At 64.4% G+C, this 16,581-nt stretch carries 14 protein-coding genes and 1 pseudogene; 10 read left to right on the top strand and 5 right to left on the bottom strand.

Going from position 1 to position 16,581, the window contains the following annotated elements; genetic code table 11:
- The first annotated feature begins 24 nt into the window (after nucleotides 1-24).
- From PW947_RS12005 to PW947_RS11995, 3 genes are read left to right on the top strand one after another with little or no spacing between them, the layout of a single operon-like run.
- Entirely contained in the window at nucleotides 25-978 is a 954-nt protein-coding gene (locus tag PW947_RS12005; protein WP_299631868.1) for a complex I NDUFA9 subunit family protein, read from the top strand.
- Between the two features lie 30 nt (nucleotides 979-1,008).
- Nucleotides 1,009-1,656 carry a glutathione S-transferase family protein gene (locus PW947_RS12000; protein ID WP_299631866.1) on the top strand — a complete coding sequence of 216 codons (648 nt, stop codon included), beginning with the start codon at nucleotides 1,009-1,011 and terminating at the stop codon, nucleotides 1,654-1,656.
- Complete coding sequence (locus tag PW947_RS11995) at nucleotides 1,653-2,930, top strand: multifunctional CCA addition/repair protein (RefSeq protein ID WP_299631864.1); 1,278 nt, start codon at nucleotides 1,653-1,655, stop codon at nucleotides 2,928-2,930. Before PW947_RS12000 ends, PW947_RS11995 begins: the two co-directional genes overlap by 4 nt.
- A 33-nt stretch (nucleotides 2,931-2,963) precedes the next feature.
- Here PW947_RS11995 and PW947_RS11990 read toward each other — a convergent pair whose 3' ends face one another.
- The gene (locus PW947_RS11990) at nucleotides 2,964-3,158 is read right to left on the bottom strand and encodes a DUF2905 domain-containing protein (protein WP_299631863.1); all 195 of its coding nucleotides are present in this window, start codon (nucleotides 3,156-3,158) and stop codon (nucleotides 2,964-2,966) included.
- A gap of 22 nt (nucleotides 3,159-3,180) precedes the next feature.
- Nucleotides 3,181-4,414 (bottom strand): annotated as a pseudogene (locus PW947_RS11985) (SAM-dependent methyltransferase).
- Nucleotides 4,415-4,427: 13 nt separating this feature from the next.
- On the opposite strand from PW947_RS11985, the gene PW947_RS11980 reads away from it, so the two are divergent.
- Entirely contained in the window at nucleotides 4,428-5,267 is an 840-nt protein-coding gene (locus tag PW947_RS11980; protein ID WP_299631862.1) for an SDR family oxidoreductase, read from the top strand.
- Between the two features lie 93 nt (nucleotides 5,268-5,360).
- A complete protein-coding gene (locus tag PW947_RS11975; protein ID WP_299631861.1) occupies nucleotides 5,361-5,756 on the top strand; it encodes a dihydroneopterin aldolase in 396 nt (131 codons plus the stop codon).
- A gap of 116 nt (nucleotides 5,757-5,872) precedes the next feature.
- Here PW947_RS11975 and ttcA read toward each other — a convergent pair whose 3' ends face one another.
- Nucleotides 5,873-6,829 (bottom strand): tRNA 2-thiocytidine(32) synthetase TtcA, encoded by a 957-nt coding sequence (gene ttcA, locus PW947_RS11970; RefSeq protein ID WP_299631860.1) that lies wholly within the window; start codon nucleotides 6,827-6,829, stop codon nucleotides 5,873-5,875.
- A 138-nt stretch (nucleotides 6,830-6,967) separates the two neighbouring features.
- A complete protein-coding gene (locus PW947_RS11965; protein WP_299631858.1) occupies nucleotides 6,968-7,279 on the bottom strand; it encodes a hypothetical protein in 312 nt (103 codons plus the stop codon).
- Between the two features lie 222 nt (nucleotides 7,280-7,501).
- Between PW947_RS11965 and glmU the strand changes: the two genes are divergently transcribed.
- The 4 genes from glmU to PW947_RS11945 all read left to right on the top strand — a co-directional run bounded on the left by glmU (nucleotide 7,502) and on the right by PW947_RS11945 (nucleotide 14,581).
- Nucleotides 7,502-8,863 carry a bifunctional UDP-N-acetylglucosamine diphosphorylase/glucosamine-1-phosphate N-acetyltransferase GlmU gene (gene glmU / locus PW947_RS11960; RefSeq protein WP_299631857.1) on the top strand — a complete coding sequence of 454 codons (1,362 nt, stop codon included), beginning with the start codon at nucleotides 7,502-7,504 and terminating at the stop codon, nucleotides 8,861-8,863.
- A 55-nt stretch (nucleotides 8,864-8,918) separates the two neighbouring features.
- Nucleotides 8,919-10,736 (top strand): glutamine--fructose-6-phosphate transaminase (isomerizing), encoded by a 1,818-nt coding sequence (gene glmS / locus PW947_RS11955; RefSeq protein WP_299631856.1) that lies wholly within the window; start codon nucleotides 8,919-8,921, stop codon nucleotides 10,734-10,736.
- A gap of 242 nt (nucleotides 10,737-10,978) precedes the next feature.
- Nucleotides 10,979-13,966: an autotransporter outer membrane beta-barrel domain-containing protein gene (locus PW947_RS11950; protein ID WP_299631853.1), complete on the top strand. Its 2,988-nt coding sequence runs from the start codon at nucleotides 10,979-10,981 to the stop codon at nucleotides 13,964-13,966.
- Between the two features lie 111 nt (nucleotides 13,967-14,077).
- Nucleotides 14,078-14,581: a GAF domain-containing protein gene (locus PW947_RS11945; protein ID WP_299631852.1), complete on the top strand. Its 504-nt coding sequence runs from the start codon at nucleotides 14,078-14,080 to the stop codon at nucleotides 14,579-14,581.
- A gap of 97 nt (nucleotides 14,582-14,678) precedes the next feature.
- Here PW947_RS11945 and PW947_RS11940 read toward each other — a convergent pair whose 3' ends face one another.
- Nucleotides 14,679-15,173 (bottom strand): MgtC/SapB family protein, encoded by a 495-nt coding sequence (locus tag PW947_RS11940; protein WP_299631851.1) that lies wholly within the window; start codon nucleotides 15,171-15,173, stop codon nucleotides 14,679-14,681.
- A 181-nt stretch (nucleotides 15,174-15,354) separates the two neighbouring features.
- Here PW947_RS11940 and PW947_RS11935 point away from each other — a divergent pair, with 181 nt between their 5' ends.
- Complete coding sequence (locus PW947_RS11935) at nucleotides 15,355-16,578, top strand: alkaline phosphatase family protein (RefSeq protein ID WP_299631850.1); 1,224 nt, start codon at nucleotides 15,355-15,357, stop codon at nucleotides 16,576-16,578.
- The last annotated feature ends 3 nt before the right edge of the window (nucleotides 16,579-16,581 follow it).

The raw sequence follows: 16,581 nt of genomic DNA, 5'->3' as shown, positions 1-16,581 counted from the left end.
CGGCTTCCACCCAGGGAGTCGGAAATGCGACATCAAACCATTGCGGTCATTGGCGGCTCGGGTTTTATCGGCAGCCATCTGGTGAACGCGCTCGTCGAACAGGGCAAAACCGTTCGCATCGCCACGCGTCGCCGTGACAACGCCAGTCATCTCACGCTGCTTCCCATCGACGTGATCGAAGCCGATGTCTTCGATCCGGTTCAACTCGCGCGCTTTGTCGAAGGCGCGGACGCGGTGATCAATCTCGTCGGCGTGTTGCACGCGAAGCGCGGCTCGCCCTACGGCCCGGAGTTCGCGCGCGCGCACGTCGAATTGCCGACCAAAATCGTGTCCGCGTGCGAAGGCAAGGGCGTCTATCGCTTGATGCATCTGAGCGCGCTCGGCGCGGATTCGCACGGTCCGAGCATGTATCAGCGCTCGAAAGGCGACGGCGAAAAAGCCATCCGCGCGTCGAATCTCGCGACCACCGTGTTCCGTCCGTCGGTCGTGTTCGGGCCGGAAGACCAGTTCCTGAACAAGTTCGCGTTCCTGCAACGCTACTTCCCGATGATTCCGCTCGGCATGCCCGACGCGAAGTTCCAGCCGGTATTCGTCGGCGATGTCGTCAAGGCGATGATCAACACGCTCGATCTCGATGCAGCAGTCGGCCGGACTTACGAGCTCGGTGGACCGTCGGTGTACACGCTGGAAGAAATCGTTAAATATTGCGGCGACGTGATCGGTCGGCACGCGCGCATCGTGCGGCTGCCGGAAGCGTTCGCGCGGCTTCAGGCGATGACCTTCGAAATGGCGCCCGGCGAACCGGTCATCACACGCGACAATCTCGATTCGATGAAAGTCGACAACGTGCTGAACGCGCCCATCGCGCCCGAACTGAATCTAGAACCCGCCAGCATCGAAACCATTGCGCCCGTGTATCTGACCGGCGCGTCGATGCGCTCGCGCTTCAACGCGTTTCGCGCCAGTGCGGGCCGTTAACTCTTTCTCAATATCTGTTCAAACCGTCGCATGAAACTCGTCATTGGTGACAAGAATTATTCGTCGTGGTCGATGCGGCCGTGGCTGCTGCTGATTCACTTCGGCATTCCGTTCGAAGAAGTGAAGGTCGATCTGTTCGAATCCGGCGCGAAGGAGACGATCCTCGCGCATTCGCCGTCGGGCAAGGTGCCTGCGCTCGTCGGCGACGACGGGTTGAGCGTGTGGGATTCGCTGGCAATTGCCGAAACACTCGCCGAACGTTTCCCGCAGCATCCGATGTGGCCGCGCGATCCGATCGCGCGCGGTCATGCGCGCAGCGTCAGCGCGGAGATGCATTCGGGCTTCGGCGCGGTGCGCACGAATATGTGGATGAACATTCGCGCGACGTTCGCGGGCAAGGGCGCAACGCCCGACGCGCTGGCCGATATCGGCCGGATCGACGCAATCTGGCGCGACTGTCTCGATACCTATGGCGGTCCGTTCCTGTTCGGCGAGTTCAGCATCGCCGACGCGATGTTCGCGCCCGTCGTGATGCGCTTCAACACATGGCAACCGGCGTTGTCGGAAGCGGCAGCGGCTTACGCGGCACGCGTCACCGCGCAACCGGCCGTCAAGCGCTGGATCGACGAAGCGCGGGCCGAGACGCACGCGATCGCCAAATACGACGTGCTCGCATGAAAGTTTACGTCGTAGGCGGCGCGATCCGCGACGAACTGCTCGGCGTGCCGGTGCAGGATCGCGATTACGTGGTGGTCGGCGCGACGCCGGAACAGATGATCGCGCAGGGCTATAAACCGGTCGGCAAGGATTTCCCGGTGTTCCTGCATCCTCGCACGCACGACGAATACGCGCTCGCCCGCACCGAGCGCAAGACCGCCGCCGGTTATCACGGCTTCCAGTTTTTCTATGCGCCGGACGTGACGCTCGAAGAAGATCTCGCGCGCCGCGATCTGACCATCAACGCGATGGCGCGCGAAGTCACGCCGGACGGCCAGATGATCGGGCCGGTCGTCGATCCGTATCACGGTCAGGCCGATCTGCGCGCACAGGTGTTCCGGCATGTGAGCGACGCGTTTCTCGAAGACCCGGTGCGGATTCTGCGTATCGCGCGTTTCGCCGCGCGCTTTACCGATTTCACGGTCGCGCCGGAAACCATGGCGCTGATGCGCAAGATGGTCGAGGCGGGCGAAGTGGATGCGCTGGTCGCCGAGCGCGTCTGGCAAGAAGTCTCGCGCGGGCTGATGGAGAAAAAGCCGTCGCGGATGGTCGATGTGCTGCGCGAATGCGGCGCGCTCGCGCGCATCCTGCCGGAAATCGACGCGCTGTTCGGCGTGCCGCAACGCGCCGACTACCATCCGGAAGTGGATACGGGCGTCCACGTGATGATGGTCGTCGATCACGCGGCCGTGCAGGGTTACGCGTTGCCCGTGCGCTTTGCCGCGCTCACGCACGACCTCGGCAAGGCCACGACCCCGGCCGATATTCTGCCGCGTCACATCGGTCACGAAGGACGCAGCGTCGATTTATTGAAGCCTTTGTGCGAGCGTCTGCGCGTGCCGAACGAGTGTCGCGATCTGGCCGTGCTGGTGGCCCGCGAGCACGGCAATATTCATCGCGTGATGGAGATGGGCGCGGCGGCGCTGGTCCGGATGTTCGAGCGCTGCGATGCGATGCGCAAACCCGCGCGTTTCGCCGAAGCGTTGCAGGCGTGCGAGGCGGACGCGCGCGGCCGGTTGGGTTTCGAAAACCGCGATTATCCGCAAGCGGAAAAGCTGCGCGTGGCACTGGTTGCGGCGCGCGCGGTCGATGCGGGCGCGGTCGCGGCGCGTTGCGCGGACAAACCTGCGCAAATCAAGGAAGCGGTGCAGAAGGAACGGATTCGCGCGGTCGCCGTCGCTTTGGGTGAAGCGGGCGAAGTAGGTGAACTGGACGGCGCGGAACCCGACCGCTGACGCATGGCACGCGCGTGGGCGCGCGCATCGACGTCACAACGCGCGCGCGAGCGCGAAAAACACGAAGGTCAGAATGATCGACGACATGAACGGAAAGTAGTACGTCCGTCCAAACAGCGTGAACGACACGTCGCCGGGCATCCGGCCAACGCCGATCTTCCGCAGCCACGGCCAGCATGCAGACAGGATCATCGTCGCGACGAAAGTCGTGATCAGCCAGCGGATCATGCCGGGCTCCGCACCGTGTGCTTCATAGCGTGTGCGTCCGGTCGCCGTGCGAAAACGCGTCGAGCGTGTCGTCGATGCCGCGCGAGAACGCGATCACCTTGAACAGTTCACCCATCTCCGCTTCCGACAACAGCTTTCTGCACGGCATTCGCCGCCGGCAGAAAGCGCTTCGCATCCGACGGATCGATTCCACCGAGTACGTCGGTGATGCCCGCGTTCATCAGAAAGCGCGCCTGCGACGTGTAGCCGAGCAGATCGGCGCCGGTATCGACGCCCGCTTCGGCGATGCCGGTGAATTCGACGTGCGCGGTAATGTCCTGCAAACCCGGATACAGAAACGGATCGCCGTGCGCGCGATGCCGGTAGTGGCACATCAGCGTGCCCTGCACGCGTTGCGCGTGATAGAACTCGTGACGCGGAAAACCATAGTCGAGAAAGATCGCCGCGCCGCGCGTCAGCATCGTGCAGACCGTGCGCGTGAATGCCAGCGCGGCTTCGTGGCGCTCGGTCACGTAGTCGTCGGTGATGGCGGAGGCGATGCCGTCGGCGGCGAGGTCCGCGTCGTGTTCCGCTTCGACCGTGGCCAGAAACGCGATGTCCTGCGGCGCGCTGACCAGCCGGTCGTCGAAGCGCAAGCCGGTGTCGCCGAACGCGACGCCGCGCTCGTGCCACACGCCGTCGATCCGCGCGAACAGCCGCACCGGCATCGCGTCGAGCACTTCGTTACCGATCACCACGCCTTCGAACTGCGCGGGCAGCGCGTCGAGCCAGCGCACGCGCGACGCGAGCGCGGGCGCTTCGGCTTCGATCGTTTCGCGCTGGCGCTCACGCAATTCACCCGATAGATCGACGATCGAATACGTATCGAACGCCGCGCCGAGCGCATCGAGCGCATTCAGCAAACCGGCCGCGAGCTTACCGGTGCCCGCACCGAATTCGATCACGTGACGCGTGCCGCTTGCGTCGAGTGCCTGCGCGACGGGCCGCGCGAGCGTCGCGGCGAACAGCGGCGACATTTCCGGCGCGGTCACGAAGTCGCTGCCGTCGTCGGCGCGCAGTCCGAATTTCATCGAACCGCCGCTGTAGTAGCCGTAGCCCGGCGCGTACAACGCACGCTCCATGTAGCGGTCGAACGGCAGCCAGCCGCCGGCCGCGTCGATTTCCGTGCGGATCAGCGCCACCAGCGCATCCGACTGCGCGAGCGCGGCCAGGCTGGGAGCAGGTAAACTGTCGGGTTGGTGAGCTATCGGATTCATCCCCGCATTGTAAATGACCGTTTCCTCCGACTCATTCGACACTTTCGCCCGCGCCGGCACCGCTGCATCGACCGATGCCGCACGCGTGGTACTGATCACCGGCGGCGCGCGACGCATCGGGCGCGCGCTGGCGCTGGGTTTTGCCGCGCGCGGGTGGGATGTCGCCGTGCACTTCGGCACGTCGCGCGCCGACGCCGACGAACTGGTTGCTGAGATCGTCGCGCTCGGCCGCCGCGCCATCGCGCTGAAAGCCGATCTCGCCGTCGAGTCCGACGTGGAAAGCCTGGTGCCGGATTGCGTCGCGGCGTTCGGGCGCCTGCATTGCGTCGTGAACAACGCGTCGCGGTTCGACGAAGATACGGCGCGCGACGTCGGCTATGCACGCTTGCTGGAACTCACCGCGATCAATCTCGGCGCGCCGCTGGTGCTGTCGCGGATGCTGTTCGACGCCACGCCCGAGGCCGCGCTCAGCGACGAATCGCAGCGCGGCGTGGTGATCAACGTGCTCGATCAGAAGCTGTACAACCTGAATCCGGATTACCTGTCGTACACGCTGTCGAAGGCGGCGCTGCAAACGGCGACCACCGCGCTCGCGCAGGCGCTCGCGCCGAAGGTGCGTGTGGTGGGACTGGCGCCCGGCCTGACGCTGCAATCCGCCGACCAGACGCCCGACAGCTTTGCGGCCGCGCATCGCGTGACGCCGCTGGGTCGCGCGTCGCGGCCTGAGGATATCGTCGCCGCCGCGCTGTATCTCGCGGATGCGGCGGGCGTCACCGGCACGACACTGGTGGTCGATGGCGGCCAGCACCTGGTGCCGCTGCCGCGTGATGTGATGTTTTTGACGGGCGGCTGATAACGCGCGGTGCGCTGGGCCGATTGCCCGCAACCACACGTTGAAACGCGTTAATTTTTTGCGTGCCTGCACGCTTTTTCGACTGGAACGACCATGTTTGCCGCTCTTTCGCATCCCCGGCTCGCCGATTGCCGCCGGCTTTTTCTGCGCAACTATGAAGTGCACATCAATATCGGCGTGCACGATTTCGAGAAGCGCGGCGAGCAGCGCGTCGTGATCAACGTGGAACTGTTCGTTCCGCTCGCGTTGTCCACGCCGACCGAAGACAAGCTCAGCGAAGTGGTCGATTACGACTTCATGCGCGCGACGATCGCCGCACGTGTGTCGCAAGGCCATATTCATTTGCAGGAAACGCTGTGCGACGACGTCGTGAAAGCGCTGCTCGCGCATCCGCAGGTGCGCGCGGCGCGCGTGTCGACGGAAAAGCCGGACGTGTATCCGGATTGCGACGCGGTCGGCGTCGAAGTGTTTCAGGTCAAGGAAGACTGAGACTGCGGTTGAGTCCGAGTCGGGCGCTGAAAAGCAGAACGGCGGCGAAACTTGCGTTTCGCCGCCGTTTTGTCATGACCGGTGCGACGGCTGCCCGTCGCATCGTGATCTGAAATTTACAGCGCGTTCGACGAGGTTTCGCACGCGCTGGCCGCCGCTGCGGCCGCGAGCGCTGCCGCGCGTTCCGCCGGCCGCACGAATTCGAGACGATGCTCGCTGGAATGCGAGAACACCAGCGCCGTCTGGTTGTACGAGGTGTCGCCGAACAGGTTTTCCTCGTCGATCTTCGCGAGGCCGGTGGCCAGGCCCTTGAAGTCGAACAGGTTCGTGTCGGCCAGGTGCGAAGGCACGACATCGGACAGCGCGCGGAACACGTTATCGACGCGGCCCGGCGTTTCGCGCTCCCATTGCGTCAGCATCTCCTTCACCTTCTTGCGCTGCAATTGTTCCTGCGAGCCGCACAGATCGCACGGAATGATCGGATATTCCATCGCGCGCGCGTAGGTCGCAATATCGGATTCCTTGCAGTACGCAAGCGGACGGATCACGACGTGCGCGCCGTCGTCGGTCGCGAGCTTCGGCGGCATCGCCTTCAGCTTTCCGCCGAAGAACAGGTTCAGGAAGAAGGTTTCGACGATATCGTCACGATGATGGCCGAGCGCGATCTTGTTCGCGCCGAGTTCCTTCGCGGTACGGTAGATCACACCGCGACGCAGACGCGAGCACAGCGAGCAGGTGGTTTTGCCTTCCGGCACTTTCTCTTTGACGATCGAGTGCGTGTCGGCCTCGACGATCCGGTATTCGACGCCGATCGATTCGAAATACGCGGGCAGCACCTCTTCCGGGAAGCCGGGATGCTTCTGGTCCAGATTCATCGCGATGATCTGGAAATCGATCGGCGCGCGCTTTTGCAGCGCCAGCAATACCGACAGCATCGTGTACGAGTCTTTGCCGCCGCTCATGCAGACCAGAATCTTGTCGCCATCTTCGATCATGTTGAAGTCGGCGATCGCCTTTCCAGTGTGCGATTGCAGCCGGGTCTCAAGACGGAAGAAGTTATTTGATGCTTTCATGGCAGGGACGAAGACGAAAATAAGAGGCGCCGCAGCGGCGAAGACGTACCGGGCGAGCCATTTGAATGGTGGTGCCGATGATACATCCAAACAGGAATCAGGGACTTACGTTGAAAACCCGGCGTCAATGCCGCGCAATCAGAAGCGTCGGCGGAATACATCGCGCGGCGAACCGCTGGCGGCGATGAAGAATGCCACCGCGAACGACGCCAGCACGACACTCCACGCAACGGCCAGCGCGCCCGCGACGTCGAGCGCGAGCGCTACGTCGCCGCTGGCGATTCGCACCGCGCCCACCAGCAACGCGCACGCGGCCAGCATCCACAACGCCGCGCGCATCAACAGCGGCGTGGCGAGTGCGCGCAGACGCGGCGGAACCTGATGACGCGACCAGAAATCGGCTTGCGCGGCCGCCGCGATCATTTTCAGGCTGGATTGCTTATAAAACATGGGGACCACCGTGATTCGAACGCCGGCGCGTGCGCGTGGCGTCCGCCACACACATCGCCAAAGCTGAGATTGTACCGTTTCATCCGCCGTCGCTCAAAAAAACCCTCTGTTTTCAAGCGCTTGCGAACCCTGCAACGATGCTGCAACGCAACTGGCGCAAGGCGCTGCGGCCGACCCCGCATGTTAGAATCTACGGCTCCAAACTCCTCTTTCGCCGACGCCATGAACATCGTTATTTTGGCGGCAGGCACCGGCAAGCGCATGCGTTCCGCGCTGCCCAAGGTGCTGCATCCGCTGGCTGGCCGGCCGCTTCTGTCCCACGTTATCGACACCGCACGCTCACTCGCGCCGACCCGACTGGTCGTCGTGATCGGACATGGCGCGGAAGCCGTGCGCGCCGCGGTCGGCGCGCCCGACGTCCAGTTCGCGGTGCAGGACCAGCAACTCGGCACCGGTCATGCCGTGCAGCAGGCGCTGCCGCTGCTCGATCCGGCGGTGCCCACGCTCGTGTTGTACGGCGACGTGCCGCTGACGCGCGCCAGCACGCTCAAGCGCCTCACCGAAAGCGCCGCCGAAGGCTGCTACGGCGTGCTGACCGTGACGCTCGACGACCCGACCGGCTACGGCCGCATCGTCCGCGATCAGGGCGGCTGCGTAACGCGCATCGTCGAACAGAAAGATGCGACGCCCGAACAGCAGCGAATCCGCGAGATCAACACCGGCATCGTCGTCACGCCCACCGCGCAACTGGCCATGTGGCTCGCGTCGCTGAAGAACGACAACGCGCAAGGCGAGTTCTATCTGACGGACGTGGTGGAACGCGCGATCGAAGCCGGTTTCGACGTCGTCACGTCTCAGCCCGACGAAGAGTGGGAAACGCTCGGCGTGAACAGCAAGCAGCAACTGGCCGAACTCGAACGCATTCATCAACGCAATGTCGCCGACGCGCTGCTGGTCGACGGCGTGACGCTGGCCGATCCCGCGCGCATCGACGTGCGCGGCACGCTCGCATGCGGCCGCGACGTGTCGATCGACGTCAACTGCGTGTTCGAGGGCCGCGTGACGCTCGGCGACAACGTGACGATCGGCGCGAACTGCGTGCTGCGCGACGCGACCATCGGCGCGGGCACGCGCGTGGACGCGTTCACGCATATCGAAGGCGCGCAGGTCGGCGAACGCGTCGTGCTCGGCCCGTACGCGCGGCTGCGTCCGGGCGCCGAGCTGAAAGACGACGCTCACGTCGGCAACTTCGTCGAAGTGAAGAACGCGGTGCTCGGTCACGGCTCGAAAGCGAACCATCTGACCTACATCGGCGACGCCGATATCGGCGCGCGCGTGAATATCGGCGCCGGTACGATCACTTGCAATTACGACGGCGCGAACAAGTCGCGCACCATCATCGAAGACGACGTGTTCGTCGGTTCGGATACGCAACTGGTCGCGCCGGTGCGCGTGGGTCGCGGCGTCACCATCGCGGCCGGCACCACGGTGTGGAAAGACGTCGCGCCGGACATGCTGGTGCTGAACGACAAGATCCAGACCAGCAAGCCGGGCTATGTGCGCCCGACCAAAAAGAAAAGCTGAACACGATGCAACGCGCAAGCGTTGCTCGACCTCTGCAAAGTAAAGGAATCAAACTATGTGCGGCATCGTCGGCGCGGTTGCGCAGCGTAATATCGTCCCCGTCCTGATCGAAGGACTTCGACGCCTCGAATATCGCGGCTACGACTCGTGCGGCGTCGCGGTGCTCGCGAACGGCGAACCGCGCCGTGCGCGCAGCGTGTCGCGCGTCGCCGATCTCGACGAACAGGTTCGCGAGACGCGCCTCGACGGCGTGACGGGCATCGCGCACACACGCTGGGCCACGCATGGCGCGCCGGTGACGGACAACGCGCACCCCATCTTTTCGCGCGACACGCTGGCGATCGTTCACAACGGCATCATCGAAAACTACGAAACGCTGCGTGAAATGCTGCGCGGCAACGGCTATGTTTTCGTGTCGCAAACCGACACCGAAGTGATCGCGCATCTGATCCACAGCATGTACAAGGGCGATCTGTTCGCCGCGGTTCAGGAAGCGGTCGGGCATCTGCACGGCGCATACGCGATCGCCGTGCTGCACAAGGATCAGCCGCACACAGTGGTCGGCGCGCGGCAAGGTTCGCCGCTCGTCGTCGGATTGGGCGACGGTGAGAACTTCCTCGCGTCCGACGCGTTGGCGCTGGCCGGCAGCACCGAGCGCTTTATCTTCCTCGAGGAAGGCGACGTGTGCGAACTGACGCTGGATGCAGTGCGCATCGCGGATCGCAACGGCGCGCAAACGCCGCGCGAAGTGCGTCAGGTGGCGGCGTACGGCGGCGCGGTCGAACTCGGTCCGTATCGTCACTTCATGCAAAAGGAAATCTTCGAGCAACCGCGCGCGATCACCGACACGATCCCGCAAGCCGAAGCGTTCGATGCGTCGCTGTTCGGCGCGGACGCGGCCAAGGTGTTCGACGAGATCGACAGCGTGCTGATTCTCGCGTGCGGCACCAGCAGCTACGCGGGCATGACGGCGAAGTACTGGCTCGAATCGATCGCGAAGATTCCGACCCAGGTGGAAATCGCGAGCGAGTATCGCTATCGCGAGTCGGTGCCGAATCCGAAGGCGCTGGTCGTCGTCATTTCGCAATCGGGCGAAACGGCGGACACGCTGGCGGCGTTGAAGCACGCGCAATCGCTCGGTCATACGCACACGCTGGCCGTGTGCAACGTCGCGACGAGCGCAATGGTGCGTCTGACGGAGCTGGCGTTCCTGACGCATGCGGGTCGTGAAATCGGCGTGGCATCGACCAAGGCCTTCACGACGCAACTGGTCGCGATGTTCGTGCTGGCGGCCACGCTCGGCAAGCTGCGCGGCCAGGTCAGCGCGGCGCAGGAAGCGGATTACATCAAGCAGTTGCGTCACCTGCCGGCCGCGGTGAATAGCGTGCTGGCGCTGGAGCCGCAGATCATCGCGTGGTCGGAAGAGTTCTCGCGCAAGGAACATGCGTTGTTCCTGGGTCGCGGGCTGCACTATCCGATCGCACTGGAAGGCGCGCTGAAGCTGAAGGAAATCTCGTACATCCACGCAGAAGCTTATCCGGCCGGCGAGTTGAAACATGGTCCGCTCGCGCTGGTGACGGAAGCGATGCCGGTCGTGACCGTCGCGCCGAACGATGCGCTGCTCGAAAAGCTGAAGTCGAATATCCAGGAAGTGCGCGCACGGGGCGGTCAGCTGTACGTGTTCGCGGACGGCGACACGAAGATCGTCAACGACGAAGGGCTGCACGTGATCCGGATGCCGGAACACTACGGCATGCTGTCGCCGATCCTGCACACGGTGCCGTTGCAGTTGCTCGCGTATCACACAGCGTGCGCACGTGGCACGGACGTGGATAAACCACGGAATCTGGCGAAGTCGGTGACGGTGGAGTGATGGGAAGGGCGGTGTGGATACACCGCCCTTTTTTATTGCCACCGGCCATAGGCTACCCACCGCCCCTCACCCACACCTCCCTTCAATCCGACAAATCCACCCATCCGCTGGCGTGTGAATTGCAACCGCTCAACACTCCCCAACACCGTTTCGGCGGCTGCAAAAACCCGCAATCTCGCGCTCACGCGCGCACAACTTGACCTAGGCTAATCGCATTGTCTTAACCGTTCGCAGGAGAGACCATGCGTGATCAAACCGGACGGTCGCGCGTGCGTCGCTGGCATGGCTTGCCGCGTCCTGCGTCGGTGGCGGTCGGTTTGACCTTGCTCGGCCGCCTGCCTGCGGCCGTCGCCGCGTGCGATATCACCGCGCCCGTCACCGGCGAAACCGTCACCTGTAGCGCCACCGCGCCCAACCCGACCACCACCGGCGTCGCTGCCGCGACCGGCAGCACCGACGTCACCGTCAACGTCCAGTCCAATGCCGAACTCGATGTCGCCGGCAACAACGCGGTTCTCATCGGCGACCGGTCGAGCGTCGTCAATCTCGGCACGATCCGTCTGACCGGCGACACCTTCGACGCGATCTCCGCGCATGGCAGCCTGTCCGGCGTCGGCGCGGGACAAAACGTGCTGATCAATCGCGGGCTGATCGTCACCGGCGGCGCGTTGTCGGAAGGGCTGTACAACAACGCGGCGGCCGTCACGATGCTCAACGACACGACCGGCGTGATCCGCACCAGCGGCAATACGTCCGCCGCGATCAACGATTTCATGAGCCCGGGCGGCGGCACGCTGACCAACAAAGGCATCCTTTCGACCACCGGCGACTTCTCTCCCGGCATGGCCGCGCAGACCGTCAACGACACGGTCGTCAACAGCGGCACGATCACCACGACCGGCGCGGGCGCGCACGGCATGGTCGCGAACGGCAACGTGGTCGGCGGCGCGGGCAACAATGCAATGACGAACACCGGCACGATCGATGTGTACGGCGCGAGCGCGCACGGCCTCGTATCGTTCGATCCGACGCCTGGCCGACTGGTCAATACCGGCACGATCACCGCGCACGGCGTCGGCGGCCTCGGCATGTATCTGTCGAATGCGGCGACGTTCGACAACACGGCGGGCGCGCGCATCGTCGCGGAGCAGGGCAACGGGATCGCCGCGAACGGCGGCGGCACGTTCGTCAACGCCGGGACGATCTCCGGCGACGCGAACGCGATTGCGATTTCGGGCGGCGCGGCGAGCATCGTCAACACCGGCGCGATCGTCGCGCAATCGAGTCAGGCGATCAGTTCCGACGGCACCTACGCGATCTCCATCGACAACACCGGGACGATCGCGGGCGGCAACGGCCGCGCGATCTGGACCGACAGCGGCGACGACACGTTCAACTGGCATGGCGGCACCGTGACGGGCTTCGTGCGACTGTCGGCGGGGAACGACACTGCGACGCTCACCGGCCTCACCGACGCCAACCTCGCGGGCGTGCCGTCGTTCGACGGCGGCACCGGCACCGACGTCGTCACGTTCGACGGCACGACCGCCAGCGGATCGAGTCGCTTCATCGAATGGGAAACCGTCAACCTGACGAACGGCAGCACGCTCACGCTGGACAGCGGCGGGCTGACGCTCGGCGATAGCGGAACCTCGACCGGCGCGTTGTCGATCGATTCAGGCAGCACGTTGATTGCGGGCAATATCGCGAGCGCGTCGATCTCGCCAGCCGTCGCGGGACACGCGGTCAACGTGACGAACGCCGGAACGATCGATCTGACGGGCGGCGCGACCGCCGACCATACGCTGACGATCAACGGCAACTACATTGGCGCGAACGGTCGCTTGCTGGTGCAGAGCGTGCTCGGCGGTGACGGCTCGGCGTCCGACCGGCTGGTGATCGCGCAGGGCGTCGGCGCGGGCAGCACGACGATCGGCGTGACGAACCTGAACGGCACCGGCGGCGCTACGCTCGCCGACGGCATCCTGCTCGTGCAGGCCGCGAGCGGCGCGACGACGACGGCGAGCGCGTTCACGATTCCGAAGCCGTTGAGCGCCGGCGCGTACACGTACTACCTGTTCAAGGGCGGCGTGTCGGCGGGAACGGCGGACAACTGGTATCTGCGATCGAGCGTCGCACCGGAACCGGCTACGACGGCGTCGACGCCGGGAACACCCTCGACGCCGGACTCGACGCCGGTCATAGCCCCGCCCATCGCCGCCGCGGGCACGCCGCTGTTGCCGGCCGCTGCGCGTGCGGGCAGCGCGCCCACGCCGTTGTACCGGCTCGAAGTGCCGGTCTACGCGGAAGTCCCCGAACTCGCGCGCGCGTTGAGCATCGAGCAGATCGGCACGTTTCACGACCGGCAAGGCTCGCAGTCGTCGCTGGATCAGAGCGGTGTGTTGCCCGCGTCGTGGGCGCGGGTGTGGGGCGGTCATCTGACGCAAGCGAGCGGCGGCGCGGTGTCGCCGGAATTCAGCGGCACGACTGGCGGCGCGCAACTCGGCCAGGATGTGTACGCGAACCTCACGTCCGGTGGGCACCGCAATCACTTCGGCTTTCTGCTCGGCTTTGCGCGCGCGCAGGGCGACGTCAGCGGCTTCGCGCTCGGCTTTCCGGGTCTGGCGGCGGGACATGTCGCCATCGACGCGTACAGCGTCGGCGGCTACTGGACGCATATCGGGCCGGGCGGCTGGTACACGGACGCCGTGCTGATCGGCTCGTCATTGACGGCCGATCCGCTATCGAACCAGCAGATCGGCGCAACCACGCACGGCCACGCGATCGCGGTATCCGGCGAGGCGGGTTTGCCGGTCGCGTTGACGGCGTCGTGGCGGATCGAACCGCAACTGCAACTGATCTGGCAACACACGTCGTTGAACGACCTGAACGACGGCATTTCGAGCGTGTCGTTCGACAGCGCCAACGGCGTGACGGGACGCGTCGGCGTGCGCGTGCAAGGGCACTTCGACGTCGCAAAAATCGCATGGGAGCCGTATCTGCGCGCGAACCTGTGGCGCAGTTTCGGCGGTACGGATCACGTGACCTTTGCCGGAACCACGGCGATTCCGACCGACATCGCCGCGACCACCGCGCAATTCGGCGTCGGCGTCGTCGCGCGTTTCAGCGCGCGCGGCAGTGCGTTCGTGACGGCGAGCTATCTGACCAATGTGAACGGGCCGCATCGACGCGGTGTCGAGGGCAACGCCGGCGTGCGCCTGAACTGGTGACGCCGACGCATGCCGTCACCGTCGATGCTGACGGCAACACCGGCAACACCTGCAACCCCGCACGCGAACCCGTATCATGAAGGCCGTTCATGTCCTCAACCGGTTGAAAACATGTCTTTCTCAGTCCAGCGCGCCGACGGTCCGAAGTCGGTGCAATACGAAGAACTTCTGGCGCAAGCCCGCTCGCTGATCACCGACGAGCCCGACCGCATCGCCAACGCGGCGAATTTTTCGTCGTTGATCTATCACGCGCTGTCCGACCTGAACTGGGCGGGCTTTTATCTGTTCGACGGCACCGAGCTGGTGGTCGGGCCGTTCCAGGGCAAGCCGGCGTGCGTGCGGATTCCGCTCGGCAAGGGCGTGTGCGGCACGGCTGCGCAAACCCGTCAGACGCAAGTGGTGCGCGACGTGCACGAATTCCCCGGCCACATCGCGTGCGATTCGGCATCGCAATCGGAAATCGTCGTGCCGCTGTTCGCCAAAGACGGCAGCTTGATCGGCGTGTGGGATGTCGATAGTCCGATCGTCAACCGCTTCGATGCGGACGATCAGAAGGGCATGGAGGCGCTGTGCGCACTGTTCGTCGAACTGGCGTGGCCGGCACGCGGGCGTTGAGCTCGCGCTAGCGCGGTTCCGGCTCGTTCCAACGCGGCGTCGCTGATTCGGGCAACCGGTCAGCGGCGCCGCGTCGTTTCCGGCGCATCGACGCGGTTCAATCTTCGCCGTCGGCGATCGCATCGCGGTGCGCTTTCGGCTTCGCCATCCAGCGACGGTGCAACGCGCGCTCCGCGCGTCGTCCGAAGATCAGCAGCATCATCAGCAACACGGTCGCCGTCAGCGCGATCGACCATGCGCCCACACCGCAGACGATTCCCAGCGCGGCCGTCACCCAGATCGATGCCGCCGTCGTCAGTCCGCGAATCTTTTCTTCCGCGCCGTTCTGCACGATCACGCCCGCGCCCAGAAAGCCGACGCCCGTGACGATCCCCTGAATGGCCCGCGAGCCGTCTTGTCCCGCGGAAATGCCGTTCAGCGCGAAGCCCTGGGCCGCCATCGTGACCAGACACGCACCGAGCGCAACCAGCCCGAGCGTTTTCACGCCCGTCGGCTTGCCGCGCAAGTTCCTGTCGATCCCGACGATGCAGCCGACCACCATCGCCGTGAGCATCCGGATCAAGGCTTCCTGGAAGACTGTCGTTGAGAGCATGAGGAGGGCGCGCGAGGGCAAAAATCGGAAGCGCACAGTCTAGCCGAGCGCGAGGATTCCCCGAAATACCGGGTATCTGTTGCGGCGTGCATGACTACGCGGTTTCTTCATGGCGCTGTCATAAACGCACACTACATTCCCGTGGCTTACAAAAAAATTCAAACCCACAAGAGGAAAATCCATGTCTCAACGCAGTTGGATGCGTGCCGCGTTCGCCACGATTTTTGCCGCGCTGATCGCCGTGATCGTCGCGGCTTGCGGCTCCACCGTTCACACCGCGGGGCAGCAGCAAATCCGCCACGTGTTCGTGATCACGCTCGAAAACGAAAATTACGCGACCACCTTCGGTTCGAGCACCAAGGCGCCGTATCTGGCGCAGACGCTCGCCGGACAAGGCGCGCTGGTGCAGCAGTATTACGGCACCGGTCACGTGAGTCTCGACAACTACATTTCGATGATCAGCGGCCAGTCGCCGACGGTCGATACCGACAACGACTGCATCACGTTTTCCGATTTCAAGCTGACAGGGATGACGTCGGACGGCCAGGCGGCCGGCACCGGTTGTGTGTATCCGGCCAGCGTGAAGACGCTGCCCGATCAGTTGAAAGCAGCGGGCTATACGTGGAAGGGATATGAAGGCGACATGGGCAACGACCCGTCGCGCGAAGCCGCTACCTGCGGCCACCCGACGCTCGACACGACCGATATGACGCAATCGGCCGAAGCGCCGAGCAGCGCGGTGCCGCTGGGCGATCAGTACGCGACGCGCCATAACCCGTTCATGTACTTCCACTCGATCATCGATTCGTCCGATTGCGCGCAGAACGTCGTGAATCTGGACAAACTGACGACCGATCTTCAGTCGATCTCGACCACGGCCAACTTCAACCTGATTACGCCGAACCTGTGCGACGACGGCCACGATGCACCTTGCGTGAACGGCGCGGCGGGCGGCCTGACCAGCGCGAACGATTTCCTGAAGAAGTGGGTGCCGCTGATCACCGCGTCGGCTGCGTTCAAGCAGGACGGCCTGCTGATCATCAATTTCGATGAAAGCTCGTACGCGACCGTGTCGCAGCCATCGGCCACCGAGGAAGATCTGATCTTCTCCGGCGCGACCTGTTGCAGCCAGCAGGTCGGGCCGAACCTCGGCACGTTCCCGCAGACCGCGTCGCTGACGTACAAGGGCATCACGATCAATCTGACCAAGCAGAGCTACGGCGGCGACCAGACCGGCGCAGTGATGCTCTCGCCGTTCATCAAGGCGGGCACGGTGTCGACGGTCGCGTACAACCATTATTCGATGCTGAAGAGCATCGAGGATATCTTCGGCCTCGATCATCTCGGCTACGCGGCGCAAGCGGGTCTGCAAGGCTTCGGCAACGACATCTTCACGGCCCTCTAAACC

Origin of the sequence: Paraburkholderia sp. (assembly GCF_028283785.1) — a bacterium.
GTDB lineage: Bacteria > Pseudomonadota > Gammaproteobacteria > Burkholderiales > Burkholderiaceae > Paraburkholderia.
This window is presented reverse-complemented; position numbering and strand designations above follow the sequence as displayed.

Excerpts from the sequence above, each read along its gene's own strand:
- PW947_RS12000 (WP_299631866.1), top strand. The coding sequence starts at position 1,009 with ATGAAACTCGTCATTGGTGACAAGAATTATTCGTCGTGGTCGATGCGG.
- PW947_RS11990 (WP_299631863.1), bottom strand. The coding sequence starts at position 3,158 with ATGATCCGCTGGCTGATCACGACTTTCGTCGCGACGATGATCCTGTCT.
- PW947_RS11950 (WP_299631853.1), top strand. The coding sequence starts at position 10,979 with ATGCGTGATCAAACCGGACGGTCGCGCGTGCGTCGCTGGCATGGCTTG.
- PW947_RS11945 (WP_299631852.1), top strand. The coding sequence starts at position 14,078 with ATGTCTTTCTCAGTCCAGCGCGCCGACGGTCCGAAGTCGGTGCAATAC.
- PW947_RS11965 (WP_299631858.1), bottom strand. The coding sequence starts at position 7,279 with ATGTTTTATAAGCAATCCAGCCTGAAAATGATCGCGGCGGCCGCGCAA.
- PW947_RS12005 (WP_299631868.1), top strand. The coding sequence starts at position 25 with ATGCGACATCAAACCATTGCGGTCATTGGCGGCTCGGGTTTTATCGGC.
- glmS (WP_299631856.1), top strand. The coding sequence starts at position 8,919 with ATGTGCGGCATCGTCGGCGCGGTTGCGCAGCGTAATATCGTCCCCGTC.
- ttcA (WP_299631860.1), bottom strand. The coding sequence starts at position 6,829 with ATGAAAGCATCAAATAACTTCTTCCGTCTTGAGACCCGGCTGCAATCG.
- PW947_RS11935 (WP_299631850.1), top strand. The coding sequence starts at position 15,355 with ATGTCTCAACGCAGTTGGATGCGTGCCGCGTTCGCCACGATTTTTGCC.
- PW947_RS11975 (WP_299631861.1), top strand. The coding sequence starts at position 5,361 with ATGTTTGCCGCTCTTTCGCATCCCCGGCTCGCCGATTGCCGCCGGCTT.
- PW947_RS11995 (WP_299631864.1), top strand. The coding sequence starts at position 1,653 with ATGAAAGTTTACGTCGTAGGCGGCGCGATCCGCGACGAACTGCTCGGC.
- PW947_RS11980 (WP_299631862.1), top strand. The coding sequence starts at position 4,428 with ATGACCGTTTCCTCCGACTCATTCGACACTTTCGCCCGCGCCGGCACC.
- glmU (WP_299631857.1), top strand. The coding sequence starts at position 7,502 with ATGAACATCGTTATTTTGGCGGCAGGCACCGGCAAGCGCATGCGTTCC.
- PW947_RS11940 (WP_299631851.1), bottom strand. The coding sequence starts at position 15,173 with ATGCTCTCAACGACAGTCTTCCAGGAAGCCTTGATCCGGATGCTCACG.